Below are 25012 nucleotides of genomic sequence, written 5' to 3' on the forward strand. Positions count from 1 at the left end.
GATGTCCGTACGGCATAGGTCTCGGCGGACCGCCCCCGGTGCGACGGACGCCGACCGGGCCAGGGATGCTGCACCGGTGGAGCAGATCGTTCGGGCCGTCGGCGTCCAGGGGTGGGTGTATGCCCGCTGCCTGGACTGTGGAGCGGACGCGGGCTCTGGCGCGGACGAGCCCGTGGTGCTCGCGTCGGTGGTCAAGGTGCCGATGGTGGTGGAGTTCGCCAGGCAGGTCGTGGCGGGTCAGTTGGACCCCGCCGACCGACTGCGGGTCGGGGCCGGAGACCGGCGTAGAACGTTTACCGCGGTGTCCGGGCCGATTGCGGGCAGGTGGTCGACGGCGTCACGCGACAGGATCGGTCCCGACAGCGCACACCGGACAACTACGGTGGCCTTGGTCCGGTGCGGGCACCGACACAGACGATGGAGAAGGAGACCGAACGTGGCTGGAACCCCCGCCAAGTCGGAGTGGTTGCGCACCTTGCGATCCGAGGCGACCGGGCGTCACCATCTGCTGTGCTTCCCGCCCGGCGGGGGACCGGCCACGGCGTATCGAGATCTGGCGCAGCGGTTCGGCGCGGGCATCGTCGTGCTCGCGGCGCAGTATCCGGGTCGGCAGGACCGGTTCGGTGAGGCGCCGATCACAGATATCGGGGAGCTTGCCGATCGGATCGCTGAGCAAGTGCTGGCGAATGTGCGGGTCGACCGGCTGTCGCTGTTCGGGCACAGTATGGGCGCCACCGTGGCGTTCGAGACCGCACGCAGGCTGGAGCGCTGTGGGCAGCAGATCGCGACGCTGTTCGTGTCGGGTCGTCCCGCACCGACCTTTGTGGAGATCCAGCGCTTGCACCTGGCCTCCGACGACGAGCTGATCCGGGATCTGGAGCGGTTGGCCGCCGACCCGGCACCGGTCCAACTGCTGCGTAACGAGCCGAGTCTCGCCGAACTCGTGCTGCCCGCGGTGCGCGCGGACTATCAGGCCGTAGAGACCTATCGCTACCGGCCGGGTGACCCGCTGCGCGCCGACATCGCGGCGCTGGTGGGCACCGAGGACCCGACCATGCGGCCCGACCAGGCCGACGAATGGCGCGACCACACCAGTGGGGCCTTCGAGCGGGCGACGTTTTCCGGCGGCCACTTCTTCCTCGACGAGCACGTCGCGGAGGTCGCCGACTTCGTCGGCCGTCATCTCATGCGTGCCTGAGACCTCGGTCCTACGCGAAGTTTCGTTCAGCTCGGGGCATTCAGGCGAACGGTCGGCCCGCCCGGCCGTTGCCGAAGGGCCCACACATAACCGATCCAGGACGCAGCTACGAGCAGGGCGGCCAGGATACGGACCAGCCCGAGCGCGTCCTCGGGGTAGAGCACGCCGGTGATGTAGTAGTCGATGAACCCGCTCGACGGCAGCCGCGCCTGGCCCGCACGGTCGCGCGCCCAGTTCTCCAGGTGCGTCAGCGGACAGTCGAATCCGAATACGACCGTGCTGAACCCCCACACGGCCGCGACCAGGTGGGGCCAGATGGTGCGCGGCAGGCGCCACGCGAGGAATCCGCCGACCACCACGTAGGCCACGAAGGCGAAATGCGCGGCGGCGGTGGAATCGGCCAGCAGCCGGTACAGCACGCTTCCAGAGTAGCCCGCGCTCGACCGCGGGATCCGGGCTTCAGCGCAGGCGGTGGCGGGTTACCACGGGGAAGGCTGGTAGTCCTTGAGGAAGCAACCGAACAGGTCGGTGCCGCTCTCGCCCTGCACGATCGGGTCATAGACCCGCGCGGCGCCGTCGACCAAGTCGAGTGGTGCGTGAAAACCCTCCTCCGCCAGGCGGACTTTCGTGTAATGCGGGCGTTCGTCGGTGATCCAGCCCGTATCGACGGCGGTCATCAAAATGCCGTCCTCCTCGAACATCTCGCGGGCGCTGGTGCGGGTCAACATGTTCAGCGCCGCCTTGGCCATGTTGGTGTGCGGGTGTCCCGGCCCCTTGTAGGCGCGGGAGAATTGGCCCTCCATGGCGGAGACGTTCACGACGTACTTGCGTCGCGCCGACGCGGCGGCCATCGCCGGGCGCAGGCGAGAGACCAGGATGAACGGCGCGACCGAGTTGCACAGCTGCACCTCGAGCAGCTCGGTCGGATCCACCTCGGCGACGGTCTGCACCCAGCTGTTGGTGTGCGCGAGATCCGGCACCAGGCCACCCGCGTCGATCGCCACGCCGCGCGCAATGCGGTCCGGCGTCGCCGATCCCGCGACCAAGGCCAGCTCGGCGACGTCGGCGGCGGACAGGGTCGGGGTGAGCGAGGCGGTCAGTGCGGTGGGGTGCGCCTGCATGGTCTTGCCGAAGCTGACCACATCCGGCAGCACGCCGGCGGGCAGCGGCCCGGACTCCGCCTCGACCAGCGCGCTGTAGGCGCCAGGGGAGCGGCGTACCGTCTGGGCGGCGTTGTTGATCAGGATGTCCAGGGGCCCCTTGGCGGCGACGTCATCGGCGAGGGCGACCACTTGGGCCGGGTCGCGCAGATCGATGCCGACGACGCGCAGCCGGTGCAGCCAGTCGGCGCTATCGTCCATCGCGGCGAAACGCCGGATCGCGTCGGTGGGGAAGCGCGTGGTGATCGTCGTGTGCGCGCCATCGCGCAGCAGCCGGAGCGCGATGTACATGCCGATCTTGGCGCGGCCGCCGGTGAGCAGCGCCCGCCGCCCGCTCAGATCGGTACGAGCGTTCCGCTTGGCGTGGCTGCTCGCCGCGCAATCCGGGCATAGCTGGTGGTAGAAGGAATCCACCTGGGCGTATCGCTGCTTGCAGATATAACACGGGCGCGGGCGAACCAACGTGCCCGCACTGGCACCGGCCGTGCTGGAGCTGATCGGAATGCCGGCGGTCTCGTCATCGATCCGGTTCGGCGAGCCGGTCGCGGTAGCCGCGACCACCGCGCGATCGGCGGCCGAGACCGCCTCGCGCGCCTCGGACCTACGCCGTTGCTTGAGCTTCTTGAACATGTGCCCGACCGCGCGCTGCACGGTCACCGAGTCGGGATGTTCTTTTTCCAGTGCTCCGGCCAGCTTCAGGACTCGTAGGCAGGTCGCGAGGTCCTCCGGATCGATCATGCTTTCGGCCATCGCGGCTACGGACATCCTTCATTGAGCTGGAACTCGACCGCGCTATTGTCGCAAACCCCGTCCGGTGAATTGCCGCCTGGTTGCATGGGCCGGCGGACCGTCCGCCTCGTGGTCGCCAGTGAACGAGGCGGTGCGGATGTCTGCCAGTTCGTCGCAGGCCTGCCTCCCATAGCTGAACCACGCGGTTGTGGCCGGAGGCCGGTCTCCTGCTGTGACTCCGAGTTGGCGCCCCAGTACGTGAGGCTGTTCGAATCCGCGGCGGAGATGGTCTCGTAAAGATGGAGTTGCCGACGCCGTGTTTCAGGGGGGCATCCCTGCCGGGCCGACGTGTATCAGACTTATTGACAGTCCGCCAATAGTCGGGGAATCTAGGGGCAGAACCGGTGACAGGATCGGACCCGAGCGAGCAAAGGATCGAGCGATGGCACGCGTGGCGTGGAGTGACGACGAGGTCGAAGCGGTACGCGACCTGGCGAGGACCTTCTTCGAGAAGGAGGTCGTCCCGTATGAGGAGAAGTTCGTCGCCCAGGGACATCCCGACCGCGCGCTGTACAACCGGGCGGGCGAGCTCGGTCTGCTCTGCACCGCGATCCCGGCCGAATACGGCGGTGGCGGCGGCACGTTCGCGCACGAGGCCGTGCTCATCGAGGAGCAGTCTCGCGCAGGCGACGGCTCGATGGGCATGCCCGTGCACAGCGCGATCATCGCGCCGTACCTGCACGAGTTCGGCTCCGAAGAGCTCAAGCGGCGCGTGCTGCCGAAGGCGGCCACCGGCGAGATGGTGCTGTCCATCGGCATGACCGAACCGGGCACCGGTTCAGACCTGCAGAACATCAAGACCCGCGCGGTGCGCGAGGGCGACGAGTACGTGATCACCGGCTCGAAGATCTTCATCACCAACGGCTGGCTCTGTGACGGGATCATCATCGCCGCCAAGACCGACCCGACCAAGGGCGCGGCGGGTGTCTCGCTGATCTTCGCGGAAGTCGGCGACGACACCCCCGGTTTCCAGCGCGGGCGCATTTTGAACAAGATCGGAGGCAAGGCCCAGGACACTGCCGAGCTGTTCTTCGACGGCCTACGTGTGCCCGCGTCCAACCTGCTCGGTGCGGCGGAGGGGCAGGGCTTCTACCAGATGATGCAGCTTCTCGCGCAGGAGCGCTTGGTCACCGCGATCATCGCGGTCGCCATGATGGAGAAGGCCGTGCGGCTCACCGTGGACTACACCAAGGGCCGCGAAGCGTTCGGCAAGCCGCTGTTCGCCATGCAGAACACCAAATTCGAACTCGCCGAGTGCGCGACCATCGCGAAGGTTTCCCGCACCTTCCTGGATGACTGCATCGGCAGGCATCTGCGTGGCGAACTCGATATTCCCACCGCTGCCATGTCGAAGTACTGGCTTACCGATCAGCTCGGTATCGTGGTTGACCGCTGCCTGCAACTGTTCGGCGGCTACGGCTACATGACGGAGTACCCGATTTCGCAGCTTTACACCGGCGCCCGTGTCCTGCGCATCCTCGCGGGCAGCAACGAGGTGATGAAGGATCTCATTGCCCGGTCTCTCTGACACAAGAAGCGAGACCGCGGATGGCGGCGCCGACCGGGCGCTACCGCGCCGCCGCCGACTCGAACCGGACGAGCGGCGCGCGCAGATCCTCGCCCGCGCGATCGACATGTTCGGTGAGCGGCCATACGCGGCGGTATCGACCGCCGAGCTGGCGCAGCGGGCCGGGGTGGCCCGCGGCCTGATCAACCACTACTTCGGCAACAAGCGCGATCTCTATCTGGCGGTGGTGCGTCGAATGGTGACACTGCCCAAGCTCGACAACATGAGCGCGCCCACCGGCGACGCGCGCGAGCGCGTCGATGCCAGTGTGCACTGGTTGCTGGATACCATCGCCGAGCACGGCAGCACCTGGGTGAAGGTCACCAGCCACGAGGGCGTCGGTGATGACCCCGAGGTGCAGCAGATCCTCGACGAGGCCGACGACGCGGCCGCCGAGCGTCTGCTGTTGATGGTCGGGCTCGCCGACTCGGCACACGGTACCGAGTTGCGTGCGATGGTCCGCGCGTACGGCGGGCTGGTCAAAGTCGCCGGACGCGAATGGATCACCCGCGGCACACTCACCCGGGAGCAGGTGCACGAACTGCTGTCCGACATGTTGCTGACCCTGGTCACCGAATCGCTGCCGAAGGTGGACCGGCGACGGTGAGGCCAGGTTCCGACTACCGGGCGCGCTGATGCCCGCGCGGTCCACATCGCGGCTGCGGCGACCTGGGGAAGAGCCCATGAAGCGGACCCGACATCAGTACGGTCGAGGCCGTCGTCGCGATCCACGCCGGTGGTACGTGTTCAATATCACGGCCCAATCACGAAAATTCTATTTTTCAGATCCTCTGTTCGCGTTTCGCCACTTATTCTGTGTCGGTATATCGGGGCGGGTCCGGGCAGTCCGAGGTTCCTGCGCGGTGTGGTGTAGGAAAGGACCTTGATGGCACGGGCAGAACGACTGGAGACGGACCGCTGGCCGCAGGCGAAGCCGGATGAGCGCTGGGCGGAGCCGGAAGTCGACGGTCGCTGGCCGGAGGAGGACGAACGCCGGCTCGAGCAGGCGCCCAGCCGCCGCAGGACCGGGCGTCTGCGCGTGGAAATTCCGCCGATCATCAATCCGTACGCGATCGTCGCGCTCGTCGCCGCGCTGATCGGTCTGTTTCCGGTTGCCCTCGTGTTCGGGTTCATCGCCTTCAGCCATCCCCGCGGGCGCGTCATGGCGATGTTCGCGCTGTTGATCGGCGTCGCGGAGGTGACCGCACTGGCCGGATTCGTGCTGCTGTCCGGCAACTGGTTGTCGGACGTGACGAACCGCCAGGCCGCACTCGCCCCGCCATCCGTCACGTCGGTGCCCGTAACCGTCGATCGACCGGTGACGAGCACGACGACCGTCGCACCCGGCCCCACGCTCACGACCCCACCGTCGACCGGCCAGGGCCCCGTCTCCAAGGGCTCGCCATGCACCGAGGCCCAACTGGGCCAGATCGGTTCCGCCGCTGATGGCGGCACCCTCCTCTGCCTCACCACCACCAACGGTGGCTACCAGTGGTCCGGCCCGCACACCGTGGCGACCGCCGTGCAGCAGGCCGGATCGAAATGCGACGCCACCGGCGCGAAGACCGGCCGCACCTTCGACGGCCGCGCCCTGGTGTGTGAAGTCAGCGGCCGCAGCGGCACGTGGATCCTGTGGACCGAGTAGCGGTCAACCCGTCGATCGATATCGACAGGTAGCGCTATTCGGTCTTCCTGGCACGGCTCGGCTGGACGCGGGGCGGCTCATTCGGCATCTTCGGATACTGGGGCGGCCAGGGGGCGTCCATCAGACCCGCGGCAATGTCGCGTTCGGACAGCTCCAGCAGCGGGGCGATGGACTGGGGTTCGCGGTCGGCCCACGGGTCGCCGAGTTCGGCGTAGCGCTTGGGCACGGTGGCGATGGTCAGTTCGTCGGGTACCACGGAATCCAGGTCGGACCAGGTGATCGGCGTGGACACCTGTGCACCGACCTTCGGCCGTACGCACCAGGCGCCGAAAACCGTTTTGTGCGGGGCATTCTGGTTGAAGTCGACGAAGACCCGATTACCGCGTTCTTCCTTCCACCACTTCGCGGTGATCTCCTCCGGGTGCCTGCGCTCCAGTTCGCGGGCCAACGCGACCGCGGCCGCCCGCACCTGGTAGCCGTCCCACCTCGGCTCCAGCGCAACATAGATGTGTAATCCGCGGGAACCGGAGGTCTTGATCCGCGATTCGATGCGGAGTTCGCTTAACAGTTCCCTGGTCAGTACCGCGGCGTTCCCGAGATCCTCGAAGGTGATGCCCGGCGAGGGGTCGAGATCGATGCGCAGTTCGTCGGCGATCTCGAGGTTGTCGGCGCGATTGGGCCAGACATGGAATCCGAGGCAGCCTTGGTTCACTGCCCACAAGATGTGCGCGAGATCGTGTGCGACGAGCGCGTCGCTGGTGGTGCCGTTCGGCGTGGACACCTCCACGGTGTGCAGCCAGTCCGGCGCGGATTTGGGCACCCGCTTCTGAAACCACGATTTGCCGGACGCGCCGTCGGGATAACGCTCCAGCAGGAGGGGCCGGCCGCCGACGACATTCAGGAACGGTTCGGCGATTGCCTGGTAGTACTGCACCAGGTCCAGTTTCGTCTCGCCGCGCTTGGTGAAATACACCTTGCCAGGATTGCTGATCGTGACGGTTCTGCCGTCGACCTCGATATCTATCGACTCGCTCATCGCGCCGCGCCTTCGCCGAAGAGGGCACCCAGTTCCGCGGGCGCCACTTCGTCGAGCTGGGCGTAGGTGCACGATTCCGGCGTCCGGTCGGGGCGGAAGCGCACCAACCTGCCGCCGTGGCGTAGCCGGCCCGACTGTACGTGCTCGTAGCGAACCTCGGCGACCAGTTCCGGTCGCAGCGCTTCCCAGGACAGATCCTTGCCTCCGGTCCAGCGGCTCACTCCGCCAGGCATCTTGCCGTCGGCCTTGGCCTGCGCCGCGGCGTCGGCCCAGTCCCGCCACGGGTGACTGTCCAACGCGTTCTCCCGCAGCGGAGCCAGCTCCTCGACCAGTTCCCTACGCCGCGCGGCGGTGAAACTGCTGGCCACACCTACATGGTGCAGGGTGCCCTCGTCGTCGAAGAGCCCGAGCAGTAGCGAACCGACACCGAGGCCGTCCTTGTGCCAGCGGAAGCCCGCCACCACGCAGTCGGCGGTGCGTTCGTACTTGACCTTGACCATCACCCGCTTGTCCTGCAGGTAGGCCAACTCGTCGGACTTCACCACGACGCCGTCGAATCCGGCGCCCTCGAAACGGTTGAACCAGTCCTCGGCGACGTCGGGGTCGTGCGTGAGCGGCGTCAGATGGACTCGGGCGAGTTCGGTGTCCAGGATCGTCTCCAGCAGTCGCCTGCGTTCGCTGAACGGCGCACCCGTCAGATCCTGGTCGCCGAGCGCGAGCAGGTCGAAGGCGACGAAACTGGCGGGCGTCTCCACGGCCAGCTTGTTCACCCGGGAGGCAGCTGGGTGCAAGCGGTTCTGCAGTGTGTCGAAGTCCAGGCCGTGCGCGGTGACCACCACGATCTCGCCGTCCACCACGCACTTGTCCGGCAGCGCCTGCTTCAGCAGTTCGGCGACTTCGGGAAAGTACCTGGTCAGCGGACGATCGTTGCGCGAGCCCAGCTCTACCTCGTCGCCGTCCCGGAACACGATGCAGCGGAAGCCGTCCCACTTGGGTTCGTAGCTCAGGCCCGGCTCGCGCGGCACCAGGGACGCGGATTTGGCCAGCATCGGCCGTACGGGCGGCAGCACCGGTAGGTCCACGCGATCCTCCTCGGGTCGATCCTCACCCGTTCCGACGTCGCGCCCGGCGCAAACTCATCGGTACGTGTGCGGCTTCGGCTCGATCGTAGGCGGCCGCCCCGACAAGATCGTGGACTTGCTTTCCGCGCCGTGGCCCTCGGCTCAGTTCTCCAGCCAGCCGCGCTGTTCGGCGAACGCGGTGAGCCGATCGCGGATGGTGAGGATCTCGCCTGCGGTGAGCGCGGGGCTCGCCTCCAGGAGCAACTCGGTGATCAGGCGTTTGTGCTCGGCGACGGTGAGCTGTCCGGAACTCGGTTTGTCCTTTCCCTTGTGCCTGGGTGGCGAAGGAGCGGGCTGGCCGCCGACCGCACTGAGATTGACCGCCTTGGGCCCGCGGTCGCCTTCGGTCATGTCGAATTCGAACACCCGTCCCTGGCGCAACTCGTCCTCGTCCAGGCCGATGTCATTGACGTGGACGAACACATCCGGCCCACCGTCCTCCGGCCGAATGAACCCGAATCCCCGAGAGCTGTCGAACGACACCAATTTCCCGATGGACACCAACACCCACTCCTCATCCTCTGACGCTACTCGGCTACTTTAACCCGCATTTTCGCCGTCGTTGGAGGAAAGCGCCTTTTGCAATGAATTGAAAACAGTCAGTCCCTGACCGACCATTCCGTTCACCAGTTCGCCCACACCGTCGGGCCCGTTGAGCACAGTGAGATTCGCGTTCGCCAACCCGGTCGAGGCCTGCTTGACGATTTCCGGAAGTTGTTCGATCAACAACTGGTCCAGCGCGATCCGGTTGTTCGACGCGGCCGCCGCGGCCTGGATCCTGGTGCGGTCGGCCTCCGCCTCTGCCAGGATGCGCACCCGGTCGGCCTCGGCCCGAGCGGGCTTCACGACCTCGGCCTGCAACTGCTGTTCGCGCAATTCCGCCTCCTTGCGCGCCTGCTCGGCCTGAGCGGTGAGCACCTCCTGCAGCGCCATCGCCTCGGCGAGCGGACCGGCCTGGGCGGCTTCGGCATTGGCTTTGTCGATGTCGCGCTGGTACTGCGCGCGCAGGATCGCCGTCTCGCGCTGATATTCCGCCTGCCTGCGCTGAGATTCCTGCTCGGCTTGCGCCGCCGCCTGCGCGGCCTGTGACTGCGCGATCTGCGCGTCGCGCTGCACGGCGGCGTTGTGCGGCGCGGCCAGTGCGGCGATATAGCCGAGGTTCCCGTCGTCGATGGACTGGATCTGGAAGGAATCGACCCACAGGCCGATATTGCTCATCTCCACTTTCGACGCGACGAGCACTTCGTCGGCCAACTTCTGGCGCTCCCGGATGATCTCCTCGACCGTCATCGAACCGACGATCGAGCGCAAGTGCCCGGAGAAGATACGTCCGGTCAGCACCGACATCTCCCGCTCCTGCTCGGAGAGGAACCGCTGCGCCGCGTTCACGATGGACTGTGTGTCGTTGGCGACCTTGAACGCGATCACGGCGCGGACGTCCAGCTGGATCGCCTGCTTGGTGACGCAGCGCTCCTTGATCTCGGACTCGAACATCGCCAGCGACAGATACCGCACCTTGCGGAACAGCGGAATCACCCATGCGCCGCGTCCGATGATCACCTTGAACGGCGCGTTGTCGCGGCTCGTGCCGCCGCTGACCAGCATCGCCTCGTCCGGGTCTGGTACGTGGTAACCCAGCACGTGTGTCTCCCTCTACTGTTTCAGATTCCTTCGAGCGAATCCGGGCCGAGCGCAATCCATGGAACGACATCGACGACGCGCCCGGGATGGGCGGCGATGACCAATACGGCCGATCCGGCCGGAATCGGCTCGGTGGCCTGTGCGATGTACAGCTCGGTTCCCCCTCGAATCGCGACCAGGACCTCACCCAGCATCCCGGCGCCCCGGATCGGCGATGTGAGCGTACCTGTCGAACCCACCACAGGGTCGGTCATCGCACGATCTTCTCCTGCCGGATGCCGGATCGCCACCCTACTTGTCGCACAGCGCCTTTCGATACGGTCTTCGATGGGCGCGTGCGTCAAGAGCGATACAGCGAGCGATACGCGGTGAGCATCGCGACGCAGTGGTCGACGATCTGGTCCCTGGTGGCGTGCAGCGAGCCGTTCAGCCATGCCGAGAACATGCCGGCGTTGCCGCTGGCCATCGTCACCGCGGCGAGTCTGCGCTTGACCGGGTCATCGATGTGGCCGAACAGATGGTCCTGCATGATTCGGGTGAACACCGGCATCACCGCGATGGTGGTCTGGCCGAGTCCGGTGCTCGAATACGGCTCGACCAGGAACAGTCGCGACTTGCGCGGGTCAGCGAGCACCTTGTCCACCAGGATCTCCGACAGCTTGCGGTCACGGGACGGGTTGTCGGTGGCGGCGAATGCCGTCATCGGCTCCAGGAATTCGTCGGCGATCCGGCGGTAGAGCACGTCGAGCAGTTCGTCGCGGCTGGCGAAGCTCTCGTAGAAATAGCGGTCGGTGAGGTTCGCCTTGCGGCACACGGCGCGCATGGTGACCCCGCTCGCGCCCGCCTCGCCGATCAGATCGAGCGCGGCCTCCAACAGCGCCGCCCGGCGCGCCTCCCTCCGCTCGGAGAGCGTCGTTCCACCCCAGATTCGCGGGCCCGCATCGTCCTCTGATTCCTGACCTGTCTGCACGGCCCAACGATAATGCCTTGCGTCCCGTGCCGACGCGACCTCACCGCCGCCGACATTCCGCGACAGATCCTGATTTCAGCCGCGCTCCATGGGAAGGCCCGAGTCACGCCACGCGACGATGCCGCCGTCGAGGCTGGCGGCGTCGTATCCAGCCTGACGGGCTCGCGCGGCGAAACGCAGCGACAACTCGCCCACCGGGCAGACGAAGACCACCGGCCGCGACCGCGGGAACGGGATGCCATGGGTGAAGATGTCGTCGAGCTGGTCGTCTCGGATGTTCAGTGCGCCGGGCACGTGGCCGATGCGGTAGGCCATCGCGCCACGGGTGTCGACGATGATCGGTCGGCCGACCCGGTCCAGTTCGGCGAGCTGCTCAGGCGACAGCGCGGGCGCGGCGGTCAGATCGGCCGGCGACGGCGCCGGTTCGCGGTCGGCGCGGCCGAACAGGTCGGGCCTGCGCTTCTTGATATACGACAGGTACGGCTCGAGCCGGTCGCAGACGATGAACACCGCGACAATCGGCTCGTTCGAGTCGGTCGTCGAATGGTCGAGTGTGCCAAGTGTTTCCAGGGCCGCCGCATAGCTCGCACCGCTGGTCGGCCCGCCGAGCACCCCGTATCCTGTTGCAAGCCGCAGTGTCGCGTCCACGGCGTCGCCCGCCGCCACGGTGACGATCCGATCGTAGAAGTCGGGTTGGAACAACCCGACATCCCACATCTCGCTTTCCGACCGGATGCCCGGAATGAAGTCCGACCGCTCGGAAACCACGGCGACGGTGCGCAATTCGGGATTGTGCTTGCGCAGATAACTGGCGGCGCCTCGGGTGGACCCGGTGGTGCCGAGCCCGCCGATCAGATAGTCGACCCTGGTGCTGCCGTCGGCAGCCAGGTCCTCGTGGATTTCCCGGCCGGTGCCGTGATGGTGTGCCTCGACGTTCTTCTCGTTGGTGTACTGGGACAGGTGGCGGTACGCGCCGGGCTGTTGCGCCATGGTCGCCTCGATGACCGAGTAGACGTCGTTCGGTGTGGTGGGGTCCGGGCATTCGGAGAGGCCGGGCAGTTCCACGATCTCCGTGCCGAACAGCTGCAGCAGATCGCGGACCTCGGCCACCTTGATTCGGTTGGTAACCGCGCGCAAACCGATGCCGTGCATCGCCCCGAGGGCGCGTAGCGCCTTGGCCGTATTTCCGCTGGAGGCCTCGATGAGGGTTTGCCCGCTCGCGCGGATCTCGTCCAGGTCGTCGCGGAGCATCCCCCAGGCCACCCGGTCCTTGACCGAGCCGAACGGGTTGTGCGACTCCAGTTTCGCGTAAAGCTCGACATGCGCCAGCCCGTGCACCGCGGGATCGAGGCGCAGCAAAGGTGTATTGCCGATGAGTTCGGTGATGTGTTCGTAGCGCATCAGGGAGCCTCGGCGGGTCGGACCGGCCTCGGGGGACGGTGGGGAGAGTGCGGCACGACAGGACGCCGCAGGGGATCGGCGGGGACGTGTGGCTCGTAGTCTGTGTCGCCGACGACCTGGAAACCGCTCGCGTGATGTGAGACGGCAAGTTTCGCTATCGGCGGGTGCATCGAAGCCGACGCTGCGGACAAGTCCATATGGTAGGCGGCGGTGTTCGGGAACACGACCGGGTCGCCCGGCTGCGGCCGTTCGGGCAGCCACACCTTGTGGTTGGTGATCAGGTCTCGCTCCAGGCACAGCCGTCCGGCGAAATACACGCCGACCGGGCCGGACTCGGTCACCGGTTGGGACGCCGCGGGACCTTCTGCCGGGGCGGGTACGGCGGCCGCGCCGCGCAGGACGATCGGATCGACCATGACCTCCTGGTCGGCGGGGGTCACGGAATCCCGGCTGAGGTCCACGTTCACCAGCACAGTGTCGTCGGCAAGCTCTTTGACGAACTCGACCGTGGCCACCGTAATGCCCGCGTGATCGACCAGCGCCTTACCTGGCTCGAGCCACAGGTCGAGCAGGTTGTCGCTCACGACCTGTGCCACCGTGCGCCCGCCGTGGCGCTCCAGCGGCGCGTCGAGCAGATCCGCGAGCATCCCGCTCGCGGGCACGGTGTTGGCGTACTTGTGGAACACCGGTGTGCCGTGCACAGCGCCGCCCGCGATGTGGTAGCCGAAGGTGTTGCTGCCCCAGCTCATCGGCTCGCCACGGCCGAGCAGCGATTCGCGCAGCGCGAGCACGTAGGCGTCGAACCGCTCGGCGTCGGCGGTGAACACCTGACGGAATCCACCGCCGATGTCGAGCACCGACGGCGCGAGCCCGTAGTCGTAGGCCCGCTCGACCACTGCGAGGCAGGCGTCGATCGCGCGGACCCGCTCGCCGAGGTCGCCGGAGTCGAGGTGGAAGGCAAAGCCGAGGAACGCGACTCGGCCGCGCCACGCCGAAAGCAGGTCGAATGCCTGTGGGAGGTGCGCGAGCGGCACGCCGAACCGGCTCACCTGGCCCGCATCGAAACCGGAAACCCGAAGCAGCACAGGCACGTGCGCGCCTTCCTCGGCGAGCTCGGTGATCCGGCGCAGTTCCCACAGGTTGTCCACGTTGACGGTAGCCCCGCAGCCGACGAGGTCGCGCAGAAAGGCTTCGCCCTTCGGTCCGGTCACCTCGATACGCGTCGGATCGAACCCTGCGCCTATGGCGCTGGCGAACTCGTACGGCGAAGCCACGTCGATGGCGATGCCCGCGTGCTCTGCGGTGCGGACCAACGTGCGGGACTGATTCACCTTGTGCGCGTAGCAGATCCGGTGCCGGGGCAGCCGAGAGTCCAGCTCCGCGCGCAGAGTCGCGAGGTTCTCCGCATACACCTGAGGAAATATCAGGTGCGCGGGGGAGCTGAACCGAGTCAGCGTCTCGGCTACGGCACCCGGTGTGTCGAGGAAGGCGCGCACCAGCGGATGGAGCTTCGCGGGTAGTGCCGGGAACAGCGACGTCATACCGCGGTTTCCGACGGCTCCGTGCCGGATCCCAGCGCCGCGGTCTCGGCCTGCTCGGCGACCGGGTTGTAGCCGCCGTCACGGATGGCCTCGAACGCCCGCGCCCGGTTGCGCGGGCTGCGGAACTCCGCGACCACCCGCTTGCTGGTGAGGTCGATGTCGAGCACGCGGATGCCCATCGACTCCAGCACCCCGCCGATTGTGCGGACGCAGTGCTTGCAGGTCATGTCCGGCACATAGAACACCTGGTCCTCGGCGGTGGCGGCGCGGTCCGCGGTCGCCTCGTCGAGATCGGCGCTCACCTCGACGACCTCGCACCGCTCGGCGATCTCGGTGAACGTCGCGACGAACCGGTCGACCACCACGGGCAGGATGCTGTAGTGCGCACCGTTCAGCTGGTGTGGCACGGCGGCGAGGCAGGAGGGGCGGGTGCCTGCGGGTAGCAGCGCGTACTGGCGGGAGATCAGGTCGAGGTCGTCGTGGTACTTGGCGATCGCGTCCTGGACGGAGAGCCCCTCGATGGTGATGGCGCGGCGCATGACGGTGTGTGCGTCGGCGATGGTGGCGTCCTTCATCGCGCGCAGCGTCGCTACCGTCTGTGCCGAGTAGCGGACGGTGCCGTCGAGCTGCGCTTCGAGTGTCACCGGGATCATGCCGCGCCGGTAGGTCGAGGCTTGCAGTTCCCAGAACCAGTGGGTTGCCGCGGTGGTGAACAGTCCGGAATCATGGATGCCCCTGGCGAATTCGGTGGCGCCGCGATAGGGGGTCTGCCCGGCCAGCAGCGCGTGCTGCGCCAGTACGCGCCCGGCGGCCTCGATGCCCACCCGGAAGATGTCGAGCGGATCGTGATCGGTGGTCGTGCCAGCCAGCACGGCACGCTCGTGCGGACCGAGTGTCGAAACCCGATCGGCGAAACCGGGATTCGCATCCAACGCGTGCCACAGTGCCAGCACGGTCTCGCGCATCGCTATCGGCACCAGCGGTCCGAACGCGTCGGAGTGGAAGTGTCCCGTGTTGGGGATGCCATCGCTGTCGGTCCACGTGATCCGGTGGGTGGCGGCGGTCACCTGGTCTGCCCGGCACGGCCGCATGAATCGCTCCAGATACAGCCGCTGTGAGTAGGTGAGATGGCTATCCTGCTCGGGACGCACTGCGGCACAGGTGAATTCGAACCTGTGCGGCGTGGGCGGCGGTACCTGCGCGGTGAACAGTCCCGGCTGCGCCAGCCCGGCCAGCACGCGGGACGCGGCGCGCCGGTCGTAGCGCGGGATGTCGATCGTCACGCGACCTCCTCGGCAATCGTCTTGACGCGGGCCGTGAAGCGGCCGATCTCGTCGAGAGTGTTGTAGACGTGCGTGCTGACCCGCACCGAGTCGGCGTCGTCGCCTGCGGCGGGGGTGCAGTGCGCGCCAGTGCGCACCAGGAAGCCCAGCTCGGTCAATACGAATCCCAGGTCGGTCGCCGAGATGCCATTCAGCGTGAACGAGACGATCCCGTAGCCGACGGCGCAGGCGGCATGCGCCGGGCCGGGCAGGAACTCCAGCCCGGGGATCGGTCGCAGGCCGTCGATCAGGTGCAGCGTCAGGTCACGGTTGTGCGCGGCGATCGCACCGACGTCGAACGATTCCAGCACCTCCAGCGCGCTGCCGAGTGCGAGGATGCCGGGGATGTTGTATGTGCCGCCCTCCAGCAGATCGGGCATTGCCTGCGGTGTCAGCCCGTCCGCGCCGAGGCGCACCCCGGAGTTTCCGCCGGGCAGAAACGGGACGAGGCTGTCGTGCACGCGCCTGCGGCAGTACAGCACTCCGGTTCCTGGTGCGCCGAACATCTTGTGCGCGGCGAAGATCGCGAAATCCGCGCCGAGTTCGGTCACGTCGACCGGAAGGTGTCCGCCGCTCTGCGAGCAGTCGAAGCACAGCAGGATCGCGGGATCGATCCGGCCGCGCAATTCCTCCAAGGTGGTGAGGCCGCCGAAGACATGGTGCAGATGGCTGGTCGTGATCAGTCGGGTCCGCGGCGTGATCTTGGCCAGGATGTCGTCGGTGTCCGCCTCGCCCGCGCCTGTCACCCGATAGGGGATCAGACCGACGCGGCGCCCGAACCGCGCGAGCAGTCCGCACAGGTGATGCCACGGATGCACGTTCGAGGCGTGGTCGCGTGCGTTGTAGAGGATTTCGTCGCCGTCGGCCAGTGTCGCCAGCCCCCACGACAGCGCGACGGCGTTCAGCGCGGCGGTGGCACCGCCGGTGAAGACCACCTCGTCGGGGTGCTCGGCGCCGATGAACGCGGCGGTACGCTCCCGGACGCGGGCGATCCTGGCGGACAGGCCGGTCGCCCACGGGTAGCTACCGCGTCCCGCGTTGGCGGTACGAGAGCTGTGATAGCGGTGGATGGTCTCGATGACGGGCAACGGTTTCTGCGTGGTGGCGGCACTGTCCAGATAGACGTCGGTGGTGTCGGCCAAGGCGGGAAACAGCGCGCGCACCGTGGCGGGTGCGAGTGTCGGCGCCGGTAGTCGGGTGGCCTCCGGCCGCGCGACCTGCGATCTCGAGGCGGGGGACCGCACCGTGACGCTCCCTTCACCGGGTCACTGGACGCCCCCAACGATACGCATTTTTGGTACGGACTTCGAAGTTTTGTCGTGGACAACGGCTTTCAAGCCCTAACCTGGACGTTATGCCGCTGACCCTGGACGAACGTCAACAGTTCTTCGCGCAGCCGCACATCGCGGCGCTGTCGGTGTCCGTGGGCGCCGGTCGTGGCCCGCTCACCGTCCCGATCTGGTACCAGTACAGCCCCGGCGGTGAGGTATGGGTGCTCACCGGCCCGGAGTCGCAGAAGATGCGCTACATCCGGGAAACCGGACGATTCACCCTCATGGTGCAGCAGTTGCAGCCAACTGTCCGATATGTGAGCGTGGAAGGTCCGGTCACCCGGATCACCCCCATGACCGACGAGATGCACCGCGAGATGGCCTCGCGGTACCTGGCCGCGGAATCGGTCGACGGCTACCTGAAGGCGGCCGAGGCCTACGGTGAGCAGGTCGCGGTCTACCTGCGGCCGGAGCACTGGCTCTCGGCCGACCTGGGCAATCTCAGCGAGTTCTAATACCGACCCTGCACGTACTCGACGAGAGCCTGGCGCTCGGTCGCCAGTTCGGAGATCGCGCTCTTCACCACGTCTCCGATACTGACGATGCCGACCAGCCTGCCGTCGTGCACCACGGGCAGATGCCGGATGCGGTGGTCGGTCATGGTGCGGCGCAGGCCGTCGACCGGGTCGTCTGGCGCACAGGTGCGCACGTCGGAGGTCATGATCTCCGCGACCGGGGTGTCCAACAGGTCGGCGCCGCGGGCGTGCAAACTGCGCACTACGTCGCGCTCGGAGACGATGCCCGCGATCGTGTTCCCGTCAGGGGAGACGACCACCGCGCCGATATTGCGATCGGCCAGTGCGGCGAGCAGCGTGCGTACCGTCGTGTCGGGCGCGACGGTAGTTACGTCGCTACCCTTCCTGCGCAGGATCTCCGAAATTCGCATATTTCACCATCCAGACGTCGCGGCACTTCCAGGATCGCAAGTTCGCGGTTGGGTGACCAGCACGAATCCGTTACAAGCCACAAATCGGTCACGGAGCGGGCATCGGTCACAGATGCCGGGTGACGCCGCGGTCGAGATCGCGGGCCAGAAGTGCGATCGCTGCCTGGGCGATGCCGGCCGAGGTCGCCAGATCGATCGAGGTCAGCTGGGCGATGCGGCGCAGCCGGTAGTCGACGGTATTGGGGTGCACGTAGAGCTGACGCGCGGTGGGCTGGCGGTTCATGTCGTTGCCCAGATAGGCGCGCATGGTATCGAACAATTCGGGATGGTCCTCGAGCGGATCGAGGATGGTGGCGATCCGCCGTGTCGCGGGGCCACCGCGGGTGAGCTGATATTCGACCGCCAGATCCGACATCTGGTAGAGACCCGGTGGTTTGTCGCCGACCCGGACCAGGTTGAGTAGCTCGTGGGCCTGATCGGCCGATTCCGGAATCCGATCGGTGTCGCCGGCCACCGCGGTCGCGGTGAGTGGGACCTCGGCGGCCTCGGCCAACAGATCGAGCGTCGCCGCGCTGAAGATGGTGTCGTCGTCAGCGCCCAGCGGGATGAGCAGCGTGCCGCCCTTGGTGCTCAGCAGGGCCAGCGCGCGGGAAATGAACACGGCTGCCAGCTCGGACTGTAGTCTGCGTAGCTTGCGGCGGGCGGCGACGTTCGCGTCGACGCGTGGATCGCGCTCGTCGGCGTGTTCTGGAATCGACAGGGCGACAACCTGATAGGACTCCGCAATCGGGATGCCCGTCTGGCGGGCCAGTGCCGAACTTCCTCGCCCGCTCAGCAGTGCCGAGGCCAGTGTCTGCGCGGCTGTCTGATGTTCTTTCGCGACTAGGTGCTGCTCGTCGCCGTAGGCGTCGGACACCGCTACGGTGATCGCTTCCAGCAGCTCGAGCATCAGATCGGTGGCGATCAGCACTTCGTCGACGTCGTCGGCTTCGGCGCGCGCGGTCACCAGGCCGAACGCGATGCGCACCCCTTCGTGGTAGGCGCGCAGGATGGTGCTCAGCGGCACGCCCTCGCGGGCCCATTGCGTTGCGGATTCACTTACCGCGCTGAGCTTTTCGCCGTCCGGCACGGTGCGCCGGTCGAACATCTCGGCGACGAGGGTGAGGCAGCTGCGGGTAAGTTTCGTGATGTCCCCGCGCAATTGCTCTCCGGGCAGCGTGCGGCACGGGGCTACGCAGGTCTCGAAGTATCCGACCATGCGCGAAGCCACGCGATCAGTGTTCTGCAGTGGCATCGAAGCCGGCTGTCCGCCGATCTCGAGCACCGAGTCTGACGAACCGGCGGACAGATCCAACGTGGAGAAGGTCATTACGAGTTCGCTCCAATGCCACCTCGGGCGGGAATGGAACTGCGCCCGATTCGATCGGATCACTATACGAAAGGGGCGTGCGCACGGTGAGTGTTCGGCGAGATCGATGGCAGTCCTACTGCATTGTGTGAAAACCTGCTCATGGCCGAGTGCCCTGTGAGCGAGGCATCGCAAGGGTCGCGGGCGCGCTGAGGCGGATTAACGCTGCGGCGAACATCCGTGCGCACCAAGCGATTCGGAGGGCTACTAGTCGTCGAGTCCGGCGGAGAGGTAGGCGGCGGCCGCCAGCCACTGTCGGCACTGTGGGCCGTGTACCTCGTGGGCGTAGAGGATGTCGCGCGCCTGCCGGTAGGTGAGGCCGCGCGGCTCGAATCCGCAATCGGACATCGGGTATTCCGGTGCTAGGCACTGGCGCGGGGACTCGGCACCGGCACCGTCGATGATGGCAACCCGGCGGGGAGCTAGGAATGGCTGGCTCATTCGACTACCCCTCGCGTTCGGGTGCGGCGGGGAGTGCGATGTGATGGTGACGCTGGCGCGAACTCCCTGCGTACTTCCCCGATTTCGAGTACGAGTCTATGCCTCCGTTGCTTACAGATGCAAGTACATCTGCACGATCGGTCGATAGAAAAATGGAGCGGCGGCCGTCGGTCTCGAGCCGACGGCCGCCGCTGTGGCGCTTGTGGTTTGGCGTTTACGGGGCTTACGGTTTGCGGGCAACCGCACAGTAGGCGGAGATCGGTAGGATCTCGCCTACCTCGGTCTCGCCGGCGCGCCACTGGGTAATGGACACGAAGCCGGGTTCCACCATTTCCAGACCGTCGAAGACTGCCTCGATTTGAGCCTGGGGACGGGGGACGTACGGAGTTCCCCCGGTGCCGGTGTAGTTCTCGCACAGCGTGACGTAGGCCTTGCTGTCGTCGGTGCCGTCCCACATCACCAGGTAGCTGCCCGAGGGCACCGCGTCCAGCACGGTTTGCACGATTCGCAGCAGGTCGTCATAGGTCTTGGCGTGGCCGAGGACGCCCATGAACATGACGCCGATCGGCTGGTTGAAGTTCAGGACGTTCTTGGCGTCGGCGATGATCCGCTCGGGATCGTGGTAATCGGCGTCGATGTAGGTGGTGACGCCCTCCGGGGTGGTGCTGGTCAGCAGCGCTCTCGCGTGCGCGAGCACCAGCGGGTCGTTGTCCACGTAGACGATCTTGGACTCGGGCGCGACGCTTTGGGCGACCTCATGGGTGTTCTGCATGGTGGGCAGGCCGGTGCCGATGTCGAGGAACTGGCGGATGCCCTGCTCACCCGTGAGGTAGCGCACGGCGCGGATGAGGAACTGGCGTGACTGCACTGCCATGGTGGTGATATCGGGGTCGACCTCGATGCCGGCATCTCCGGCGACGCGATCGATTTCGTAGTAGTCCTTGCCGCCCATCCAGTAGTTCCAGATCCGCGCGGAGTGCGGAATGTCTGTCCGGATCAGGGGGCTGTGGTCGTCGGGCATGGGTAGGACTCCTCAGGCAAAACGTGTCGGCGGCACTGCCGTGCTGGTGGGCGCTGCGGGGTGTCGCGAATGACTGGTACATCCGATGTGCACTGTGACAGTACAAGATTCGTGTTCCGGGGAGGGTGGGATCGCCGAGCTGATCACGTGTTTTCGGTGTCGAACCGATCGTGGTTCACATTCTGGGCCGAGTGGTTCGCAGTAGTAACGACGCAAGGGCGAACTTCGTGCTATCGTCCGAGTGTCGGTGCAGATGCAAGAACGTTTGAGCGTGCATCTGCACGAACAAATTCTGCTGACCGTGTAACCGAGGAGTGGGGAAGATGTCGGATACATCCACGAACAAGATCATCGGAACCTGGCGCAAGAGTTCCTTCAGCAACCCGAACGGCAACTGCGTCGAGGTTGCCGAAGTAGCCAATGGCCAGGTGGCAGTACGGAACTCGCGCGATCCGGAAGGCGGCGTGATCTTCTATACGCGTCCGGAGATCGATGCGTTCGTCCGCGGCGCCAAGGCTGGAGAGTTCGACTATTTGACTAGCTGAGCGGTAGCATTATCGGTCGGTGCGGTGTGTTTCGCGACAGGTGGTTGTGACACACTGTGGGCAACCCCGGGAGTATCGGAGACGAACTCGATGATCGCTGAACCCGATGACGATGGTCATGTGCAAGCTGTTGTCACGGAACGTGGTCCGACCGTGCTACGTATCGCGCTGGGGGGACAGTTGCGCAAGCTCCGGGAGAGGAAAGGCATCACCCGCGAGGCTGCGGGCGATGCGATCCGGGGCTCCCACGCCAAGATCAGTCGTCTCGAGTTGGGCCGTACCGGTTTCAAGGAACGGGACATCCGCGACCTGCTGACCCTCTATGGAGTACTCGACACCGAGGAACGTGAGTCGTTTCTCGAACTGGCCAGGCAGGCCAACGAACCGGGCTGGTGGCATCGCTACAGCGACCTGCTGCCGCAGTGGTTCGGCACCTACCTCGGTTTGGAACAGGCTGCGAGCAAGATTCGCACCTACGAGGGGCATCTTGTTCCCGGCCTGCTGCAAACGCCCGAATACGCCAGGGCTGTCGTGGCGCTCGGGAACGAGGACGCCGATATGGATCGGCGGGTCGCGGTACGGCAACGCAGGCAGGAGATCCTGTTCCGATCGGACCCGCCGATTGTCTGGGCGGTGATCGACGAGGCCGTGTTGCATCGGCCCGTCGGTGGCGAAACGGTGCACCGTGAGCAGATGCGGCATCTGAGTAAGGTCGCCAAATTGCCGAACGTGACAATCCAGGTGCTGCCGTACTCGGCGGGCGCGCACGCCGCGGCGGGTAGTTCATTCAGCATCTTGCGTTTTGCCGAGCCGGAACTGCCCGACATCGTCTATCTCGAGCAACTCACCAGCGCACTGTACCTGGATCGGCGGCAAGACCTCGCGCTCTACCTCTCGGTTATGGATCGGCTCAGCGTCCAGGCCGAGCGTCCGGAGAAGTCGATCGCGATCATCGACAGGTACGCCGCGGGACTCTGAGTCCGCTGAGGGCTTCTGTGTTTCGGAGCCGATCGGCCAGAACGAACGACTCGCCAGGCAGTGACCGCCGGAATGGGCGGTGGACGTCTGGCGAGTGGTGTTTTTCCGGCAATCTCGTGGACCGACCTGGCCGTGGCTCGAGAGATCAGGCGGTGATGCCTGGCGCCAGCAGCACGGTGGAATGCGAAAGACGCCGGGCGCGGCGACTCAGTGCTTGTGGCACAAGGCGGTTCGGCACACGCGCCGGGATCGGGCGGCGGGGCGGGTTACAGTTTGATGAAGCTGGAGGTGATCCGCCAGAACGTCGCACGCTGCAAGGTGTCGAAATCCCAATCGTCGGCCATCGCGTGCACGGTGGTGACGATTCGGTCGATATCGAAATCATGTCGTGTCGCCGCACCGGTGGATTCGACGGCATCGATGACGTACGCCACGGCAGTTTCCCGCGAGAATGCGGTATCGGTTCGGCCGCTTCGGGCCGACTGTGTGCTCATGCTTTTACCGTTCGCCGGCTGGTCGGCCAGTGGGGTGTCGGCTGATTCGAGCCGACCGCCGAAGAGTGGTTGTTCCATTCGAACGCCCCTGTTGTGTGGTGGCGGCAAACCCCGGCGACTTCGACCTTCGGCTCGCCCACGCGGCCCCTGCTGTCCCCTGTAAACCGTTGCGGGACTGAGTTTAATTCGCCGAACCTTTCAGATGCAAGCACATCTGCACGGTCGATTGCACGTTCGCAGCAGGCATTTCGTATCTGTGAGTTTGCGGGGGCAGTAGTCGGAAGAGCGAGTTCAATCGCGCCCGAATAGTACGTCCGTGCTGTAGTCGATCTGCGTACCCGGCTCGACGAATTGGTCCGCCGCCGCCCGCCAGGCAAGGAAATGTTCGGTGAATCGATGTGCTTCCGCCGCCTCGTCATCGGTGTAGAGCTGATAGAGGAAGAATCGGTGCGGATCTACCCGATCTGCGCAGATGTCGAAGCGCAGACATCCGGGCTCGGTCCGGACGGAGGCGTCCGCGCTCCGGGATATGGCCGCGAGGAACTCCGCGCGGGAGCCGGGGCGGATCTTCATCGAGACGATACGACTGAACACGGTCGTTCTCCCATCGTGGCCGTGGGCGCCAATCGGCAAGGGGGTAGCAGTGTTCGGCTCGGTTCAATCGGCCAGTTGCGCAACTGCCTGGCTAATCGGAGTTGTTCCCGACACGAGTTCGAGTGTCATTCCGAAGGTGCGCACGGCGGGTAGCAGTGCGGCGAGCACGGCGGCCACATCGGAGCGCGGGACGTCGCCGCGACCGACGATGGGCGAGGCGAGCGTCACCAGTCCGGTGCCCGCGGTGTCTACGAGGTGGCCCGGCCGCAGGATCGTCCAGTCCAGATCCCGGTCCCGCAAGTCGTTCTCGGCCTGGGTCTTCGCATCGATGTAGGCAGCAAACACCTCGTCGATGCCGGGCGCGGGCGGCTGACCGGCGCCTACCGTGGAGATCTGCACGAAGCGGCGCGCGCCGGCCCGCCCGGCGGCCTCGGCCAGTCGGACGGAGCCGCCTAGGTCGACGGTGTACTTGCGGTCCACGCCGCTGCCCGGTCCCGCCCCGGCCGCGAAGACCACGGAGTCGGAACCCTTTATGACAGCGACCAGATCATCGGTGCCCGCGTTCTCCAGGTCGAACGGGATCGGATCGGCGCCTGCGGCCCGGACGTCGCCGGCGTGGTCCGGATTACGGATGAGTGCGGCGACCTCGTCGCCGCCAGTAGTGAGCGATCGGGCGAGCAGCAGTGCGATCTTCCCGTGTCCGCCTGCGATGACGACGCGCATGGATCGGTCCTTTCGGTCGGGGCGGTGTGCGTGCTCAGCGCTCGGGACCGCCGGGATTACAGCGTGCGTCGACGGTGGCCGAGTAACCGACCGCTGGACGCCAGGGTTCCAGATTCCAGCTGGGCTTGTTCGGCTGTACCAGCCGCGCCCAGTCCCAGTGGCAGATGAACTGATCGCGCATGCCAGGTGTGTCCGCGTCCGAAGACTGGGCGATCACCTCCTGCCAGGCGCGCTCGTCGGAGCCGGGAAAGGTGGACTGCCGCCCGGCCGGGGTGGGAAACACGAGCAGCCGCGGCCCGTCGACGGCTTCGGTCCAGGTCACATGGTCGATCAATGGCAGGCCGGCGTAGGGGTCGACAATGGGCACGGCGCCCGACGGCGTGGAAACCGGGGAGGCTGGTGCGCTCGGCGTCGGCGTGGTTGTGACAGGGGTGGTCGTCGTGGTGCTGCGCGGCGCGGACGCGGACTCGTCGGAACCGCAGGCGGTGACGGTCATCGGCAGCAGCGCGACGGACAGCAGCGCGGCAGCACGGTGCCGGACCCCGTTCCGGTGGGGGTACGGCTGTGCCACTGTCGAACCTCCTGTGTTCTCCTCGGCACTGCTGGCGTGCCCATCCGAGCCTAGCGAGCGCGAGCGCCCCCGGCGAGACTCAGCGGCGGGTGCCACAGATAGTGGTGGCTTGCTGCGCGGGGTGGCCGCCACGGGTGCGCCGTCGAGCCTGGATCTCTTTTTCCGCTCACGAGCCCTCGGCTGCCGCGGCTTCCGTTACAGAGGACCACGCCCTACTTCGGCACGTTGTCGACCGGATTGCTTTTCAGCGCAACGGAATTCGATGTCGACCGGTATCTCGCGCCGACCGGTCGCGAGGTCCTGCGTGTCGTGGATTCCAAGTGTGTCGTCCAAGCCGACGCGAAGGTGTCCGGCGTCGGCATCGGGGAGATGCTGTCGCGGCCGCTGGACGCTCGGGCGCTGTGTACCGTGGTCTGCGATGCTGCGTGCCGACCGGTGGCTACTCGGTGCCGCTGTTCCTCGGCCAGGGGCTGGCGCACCTGGAGGTGCCCGTGCGGCTGACGCTCGAGCTGATCGCGGAGTTGCGGTCGTCCGGTACCGACCTGCGGGTGGGCATCTATACCGGTGATCATCGGGGTGCCGCCGCGAGGCGTTCCCCCACCTGCGTGCGTTCCTTCGACCGTCGGTAG

The 25012-nt window shown here is 66.5% G+C and carries 28 protein-coding genes and 1 pseudogene; 9 read left to right on the forward strand and 20 right to left on the reverse strand.

Going from position 1 to position 25012, the window contains the following annotated elements; genetic code table 11:
- Window position 1: 1 nt before the first annotated feature.
- Together AB4Z47_RS09195 and AB4Z47_RS09200 are read left to right on the forward strand one after the other, a co-directional pair.
- Window positions 2–274: pseudogene (locus AB4Z47_RS09195) on the forward strand (serine hydrolase); the annotation flags it as partial.
- A gap of 162 nt (window positions 275–436) precedes the next feature.
- On the forward strand, window positions 437–1198 hold the full coding sequence (locus tag AB4Z47_RS09200) for a thioesterase II family protein (protein WP_441949597.1): 762 nt from the start codon (window positions 437–439) through the stop codon (window positions 1196–1198).
- A gap of 26 nt (window positions 1199–1224) precedes the next feature.
- On the opposite strand, the gene AB4Z47_RS09205 is transcribed toward AB4Z47_RS09200, so the two are convergent.
- Both AB4Z47_RS09205 and AB4Z47_RS09210 read right to left on the reverse strand, forming a co-directional pair.
- Entirely contained in the window at window positions 1225–1617 is a 393-nt protein-coding gene (locus AB4Z47_RS09205) for a DUF2784 domain-containing protein (RefSeq protein ID WP_441949508.1), read from the reverse strand.
- 60 nt (window positions 1618–1677) lie between these two features.
- A complete protein-coding gene (locus AB4Z47_RS09210) occupies window positions 1678–3108 on the reverse strand; it encodes an SDR family NAD(P)-dependent oxidoreductase (protein WP_441949510.1) in 1431 nt (476 codons plus the stop codon).
- Between the two features lie 421 nt (window positions 3109–3529).
- Here AB4Z47_RS09210 and AB4Z47_RS09215 point away from each other — a divergent pair, with 421 nt between their 5' ends.
- The 3 genes from AB4Z47_RS09215 (at window position 3530) to AB4Z47_RS09225 (ending at window position 6359) form a co-directional block, all read left to right on the forward strand.
- Entirely contained in the window at window positions 3530–4675 is a 1146-nt protein-coding gene (locus tag AB4Z47_RS09215) for an acyl-CoA dehydrogenase family protein (protein ID WP_441949511.1), read from the forward strand.
- Window positions 4659–5321 (forward strand): TetR/AcrR family transcriptional regulator, encoded by a 663-nt coding sequence (locus AB4Z47_RS09220; protein WP_441949513.1) that lies wholly within the window; start codon window positions 4659–4661, stop codon window positions 5319–5321. The genes AB4Z47_RS09215 and AB4Z47_RS09220 overlap by 17 nt, the downstream gene beginning before the upstream one ends.
- Window positions 5322–5600: 279 nt before the next feature.
- On the forward strand, window positions 5601–6359 hold the full coding sequence (locus tag AB4Z47_RS09225; RefSeq protein WP_441949514.1) for a DUF4190 domain-containing protein: 759 nt from the start codon (window positions 5601–5603) through the stop codon (window positions 6357–6359).
- A 34-nt stretch (window positions 6360–6393) separates the two neighbouring features.
- On the opposite strand, the gene ligD is transcribed toward AB4Z47_RS09225, so the two are convergent.
- The 10 genes from ligD to AB4Z47_RS09275 all read right to left on the reverse strand — a co-directional run bounded on the left by ligD (window position 6394) and on the right by AB4Z47_RS09275 (window position 16635).
- A complete protein-coding gene (ligD, locus tag AB4Z47_RS09230; RefSeq protein WP_441949516.1) occupies window positions 6394–7395 on the reverse strand; it encodes a non-homologous end-joining DNA ligase in 1002 nt (333 codons plus the stop codon).
- The gene (locus tag AB4Z47_RS09235) at window positions 7392–8477 is read right to left on the reverse strand and encodes an ATP-dependent DNA ligase (protein WP_441949518.1); all 1086 of its coding nucleotides are present in this window, start codon (window positions 8475–8477) and stop codon (window positions 7392–7394) included. Before AB4Z47_RS09235 ends, ligD begins: the two co-directional genes overlap by 4 nt.
- 141 nt (window positions 8478–8618) lie before the next feature.
- Window positions 8619–9017 carry a cold-shock protein gene (locus tag AB4Z47_RS09240; RefSeq protein WP_441949520.1) on the reverse strand — a complete coding sequence of 133 codons (399 nt, stop codon included), beginning with the start codon at window positions 9015–9017 and terminating at the stop codon, window positions 8619–8621.
- Between the two features lie 39 nt (window positions 9018–9056).
- Window positions 9057–10157: an SPFH domain-containing protein gene (locus AB4Z47_RS09245; RefSeq protein WP_441949521.1), complete on the reverse strand. Its 1101-nt coding sequence runs from the start codon at window positions 10155–10157 to the stop codon at window positions 9057–9059.
- A gap of 20 nt (window positions 10158–10177) precedes the next feature.
- Window positions 10178–10411, reverse strand: a complete 234-nt coding sequence (locus AB4Z47_RS09250; RefSeq protein ID WP_441949523.1) for a hypothetical protein — start codon at window positions 10409–10411, stop codon at window positions 10178–10180.
- Window positions 10412–10497: 86 nt separating this feature from the next.
- On the reverse strand, window positions 10498–11127 hold the full coding sequence (locus AB4Z47_RS09255; RefSeq protein WP_441949525.1) for a TetR/AcrR family transcriptional regulator: 630 nt from the start codon (window positions 11125–11127) through the stop codon (window positions 10498–10500).
- Window positions 11128–11202: 75 nt separating this feature from the next.
- A complete protein-coding gene (locus AB4Z47_RS09260) occupies window positions 11203–12528 on the reverse strand; it encodes a pyridoxal-phosphate dependent enzyme (RefSeq protein WP_441949527.1) in 1326 nt (441 codons plus the stop codon).
- Window positions 12528–14069, reverse strand: a complete 1542-nt coding sequence (locus AB4Z47_RS09265; protein ID WP_441949529.1) for a decarboxylase — start codon at window positions 14067–14069, stop codon at window positions 12528–12530. The genes AB4Z47_RS09260 and AB4Z47_RS09265 overlap by 1 nt, the downstream gene beginning before the upstream one ends.
- The gene (locus AB4Z47_RS09270; RefSeq protein WP_441949530.1) at window positions 14066–15352 is read right to left on the reverse strand and encodes a heavy-metal-associated domain-containing protein; all 1287 of its coding nucleotides are present in this window, start codon (window positions 15350–15352) and stop codon (window positions 14066–14068) included. Before AB4Z47_RS09270 ends, AB4Z47_RS09265 begins: the two co-directional genes overlap by 4 nt.
- Entirely contained in the window at window positions 15349–16635 is a 1287-nt protein-coding gene (locus AB4Z47_RS09275) for an aminotransferase class V-fold PLP-dependent enzyme (RefSeq protein ID WP_441949532.1), read from the reverse strand. The genes AB4Z47_RS09270 and AB4Z47_RS09275 overlap by 4 nt, the downstream gene beginning before the upstream one ends.
- A 110-nt stretch (window positions 16636–16745) precedes the next feature.
- Between AB4Z47_RS09275 and AB4Z47_RS09280 the strand changes: the two genes are divergently transcribed.
- Complete coding sequence (locus AB4Z47_RS09280) at window positions 16746–17177, forward strand: pyridoxamine 5'-phosphate oxidase family protein (RefSeq protein WP_441949533.1); 432 nt, start codon at window positions 16746–16748, stop codon at window positions 17175–17177.
- Here AB4Z47_RS09280 and AB4Z47_RS09285 read toward each other — a convergent pair.
- The 4 genes from AB4Z47_RS09285 to AB4Z47_RS09300 form a co-directional block, all read right to left on the reverse strand.
- Complete coding sequence (locus AB4Z47_RS09285) at window positions 17174–17608, reverse strand: CBS domain-containing protein (protein WP_441949534.1); 435 nt, start codon at window positions 17606–17608, stop codon at window positions 17174–17176. The genes AB4Z47_RS09280 and AB4Z47_RS09285 overlap by 4 nt on opposite strands.
- A gap of 106 nt (window positions 17609–17714) precedes the next feature.
- Window positions 17715–18878, reverse strand: a complete 1164-nt coding sequence (locus tag AB4Z47_RS09290) for a PucR family transcriptional regulator (RefSeq protein ID WP_441949536.1) — start codon at window positions 18876–18878, stop codon at window positions 17715–17717.
- 345 nt (window positions 18879–19223) lie between these two features.
- Window positions 19224–19457 (reverse strand): hypothetical protein, encoded by a 234-nt coding sequence (locus tag AB4Z47_RS09295; RefSeq protein ID WP_441949538.1) that lies wholly within the window; start codon window positions 19455–19457, stop codon window positions 19224–19226.
- Window positions 19458–19680: 223 nt separating this feature from the next.
- Window positions 19681–20478, reverse strand: a complete 798-nt coding sequence (locus AB4Z47_RS09300; protein ID WP_441949539.1) for an SAM-dependent methyltransferase — start codon at window positions 20476–20478, stop codon at window positions 19681–19683.
- A 323-nt stretch (window positions 20479–20801) separates the two neighbouring features.
- On the opposite strand from AB4Z47_RS09300, the gene AB4Z47_RS09305 reads away from it, so the two are divergent.
- Together AB4Z47_RS09305 and AB4Z47_RS09310 are read left to right on the forward strand one after the other, a co-directional pair.
- Window positions 20802–21023 (forward strand): DUF397 domain-containing protein, encoded by a 222-nt coding sequence (locus AB4Z47_RS09305; RefSeq protein WP_441949540.1) that lies wholly within the window; start codon window positions 20802–20804, stop codon window positions 21021–21023.
- Window positions 21024–21113: 90 nt separating this feature from the next.
- Window positions 21114–22001 (forward strand): helix-turn-helix domain-containing protein, encoded by an 888-nt coding sequence (locus tag AB4Z47_RS09310; RefSeq protein ID WP_441949542.1) that lies wholly within the window; start codon window positions 21114–21116, stop codon window positions 21999–22001.
- A 266-nt stretch (window positions 22002–22267) separates the two neighbouring features.
- On the opposite strand, the gene AB4Z47_RS09315 is transcribed toward AB4Z47_RS09310, so the two are convergent.
- The 4 genes from AB4Z47_RS09315 to AB4Z47_RS09330 all read right to left on the reverse strand — a co-directional run bounded on the left by AB4Z47_RS09315 (window position 22268) and on the right by AB4Z47_RS09330 (window position 24383).
- Window positions 22268–22495, reverse strand: a complete 228-nt coding sequence (locus AB4Z47_RS09315) for a hypothetical protein (RefSeq protein ID WP_441949543.1) — start codon at window positions 22493–22495, stop codon at window positions 22268–22270.
- Between the two features lie 291 nt (window positions 22496–22786).
- Window positions 22787–23089, reverse strand: coding sequence for a putative quinol monooxygenase (locus AB4Z47_RS09320; protein ID WP_043690427.1), 303 nt, complete (start codon window positions 23087–23089; stop codon window positions 22787–22789).
- 63 nt (window positions 23090–23152) lie between these two features.
- Window positions 23153–23812 carry an NAD(P)H-binding protein gene (locus AB4Z47_RS09325; RefSeq protein WP_441949545.1) on the reverse strand — a complete coding sequence of 220 codons (660 nt, stop codon included), beginning with the start codon at window positions 23810–23812 and terminating at the stop codon, window positions 23153–23155.
- A gap of 34 nt (window positions 23813–23846) precedes the next feature.
- Window positions 23847–24383 (reverse strand): DUF2599 domain-containing protein, encoded by a 537-nt coding sequence (locus AB4Z47_RS09330; protein WP_441949547.1) that lies wholly within the window; start codon window positions 24381–24383, stop codon window positions 23847–23849.
- Between the two features lie 425 nt (window positions 24384–24808).
- On the opposite strand from AB4Z47_RS09330, the gene AB4Z47_RS09335 reads away from it, so the two are divergent.
- A complete protein-coding gene (locus AB4Z47_RS09335) occupies window positions 24809–25012 on the forward strand; it encodes a hypothetical protein (protein ID WP_441949548.1) in 204 nt (67 codons plus the stop codon).

The organism is Nocardia sp. 2TAF39 (genome assembly GCF_052114905.1).
Taxonomy (GTDB): Bacteria; Actinomycetota; Actinomycetes; order Mycobacteriales; family Mycobacteriaceae; genus Nocardia.

Excerpts from the sequence above, each read along its gene's own strand:
- AB4Z47_RS09210 (WP_441949510.1), bottom strand. The coding sequence starts at position 3,108 with ATGGCCGAAAGCATGATCGATCCGGAGGACCTCGCGACCTGCCTACGA.
- AB4Z47_RS09215 (WP_441949511.1), top strand. The coding sequence starts at position 3,530 with ATGGCACGCGTGGCGTGGAGTGACGACGAGGTCGAAGCGGTACGCGAC.
- AB4Z47_RS09225 (WP_441949514.1), top strand. The coding sequence starts at position 5,601 with ATGGCACGGGCAGAACGACTGGAGACGGACCGCTGGCCGCAGGCGAAG.
- ligD (WP_441949516.1), bottom strand. The coding sequence starts at position 7,395 with ATGAGCGAGTCGATAGATATCGAGGTCGACGGCAGAACCGTCACGATC.
- AB4Z47_RS09250 (WP_441949523.1), bottom strand. The coding sequence starts at position 10,411 with ATGACCGACCCTGTGGTGGGTTCGACAGGTACGCTCACATCGCCGATC.
- AB4Z47_RS09260 (WP_441949527.1), bottom strand. The coding sequence starts at position 12,528 with ATGCGCTACGAACACATCACCGAACTCATCGGCAATACACCTTTGCTG.
- AB4Z47_RS09265 (WP_441949529.1), bottom strand. The coding sequence starts at position 14,069 with ATGACGTCGCTGTTCCCGGCACTACCCGCGAAGCTCCATCCGCTGGTG.
- AB4Z47_RS09280 (WP_441949533.1), top strand. The coding sequence starts at position 16,746 with ATGCCGCTGACCCTGGACGAACGTCAACAGTTCTTCGCGCAGCCGCAC.
- AB4Z47_RS09285 (WP_441949534.1), bottom strand. The coding sequence starts at position 17,608 with ATGCGAATTTCGGAGATCCTGCGCAGGAAGGGTAGCGACGTAACTACC.
- AB4Z47_RS09295 (WP_441949538.1), bottom strand. The coding sequence starts at position 19,457 with ATGAGCCAGCCATTCCTAGCTCCCCGCCGGGTTGCCATCATCGACGGT.
- AB4Z47_RS09300 (WP_441949539.1), bottom strand. The coding sequence starts at position 20,478 with ATGCCCGACGACCACAGCCCCCTGATCCGGACAGACATTCCGCACTCC.
- AB4Z47_RS09305 (WP_441949540.1), top strand. The coding sequence starts at position 20,802 with ATGTCGGATACATCCACGAACAAGATCATCGGAACCTGGCGCAAGAGT.
- AB4Z47_RS09310 (WP_441949542.1), top strand. The coding sequence starts at position 21,114 with ATGATCGCTGAACCCGATGACGATGGTCATGTGCAAGCTGTTGTCACG.
- AB4Z47_RS09315 (WP_441949543.1), bottom strand. The coding sequence starts at position 22,495 with ATGAGCACACAGTCGGCCCGAAGCGGCCGAACCGATACCGCATTCTCG.
- AB4Z47_RS09325 (WP_441949545.1), bottom strand. The coding sequence starts at position 23,812 with ATGCGCGTCGTCATCGCAGGCGGACACGGGAAGATCGCACTGCTGCTC.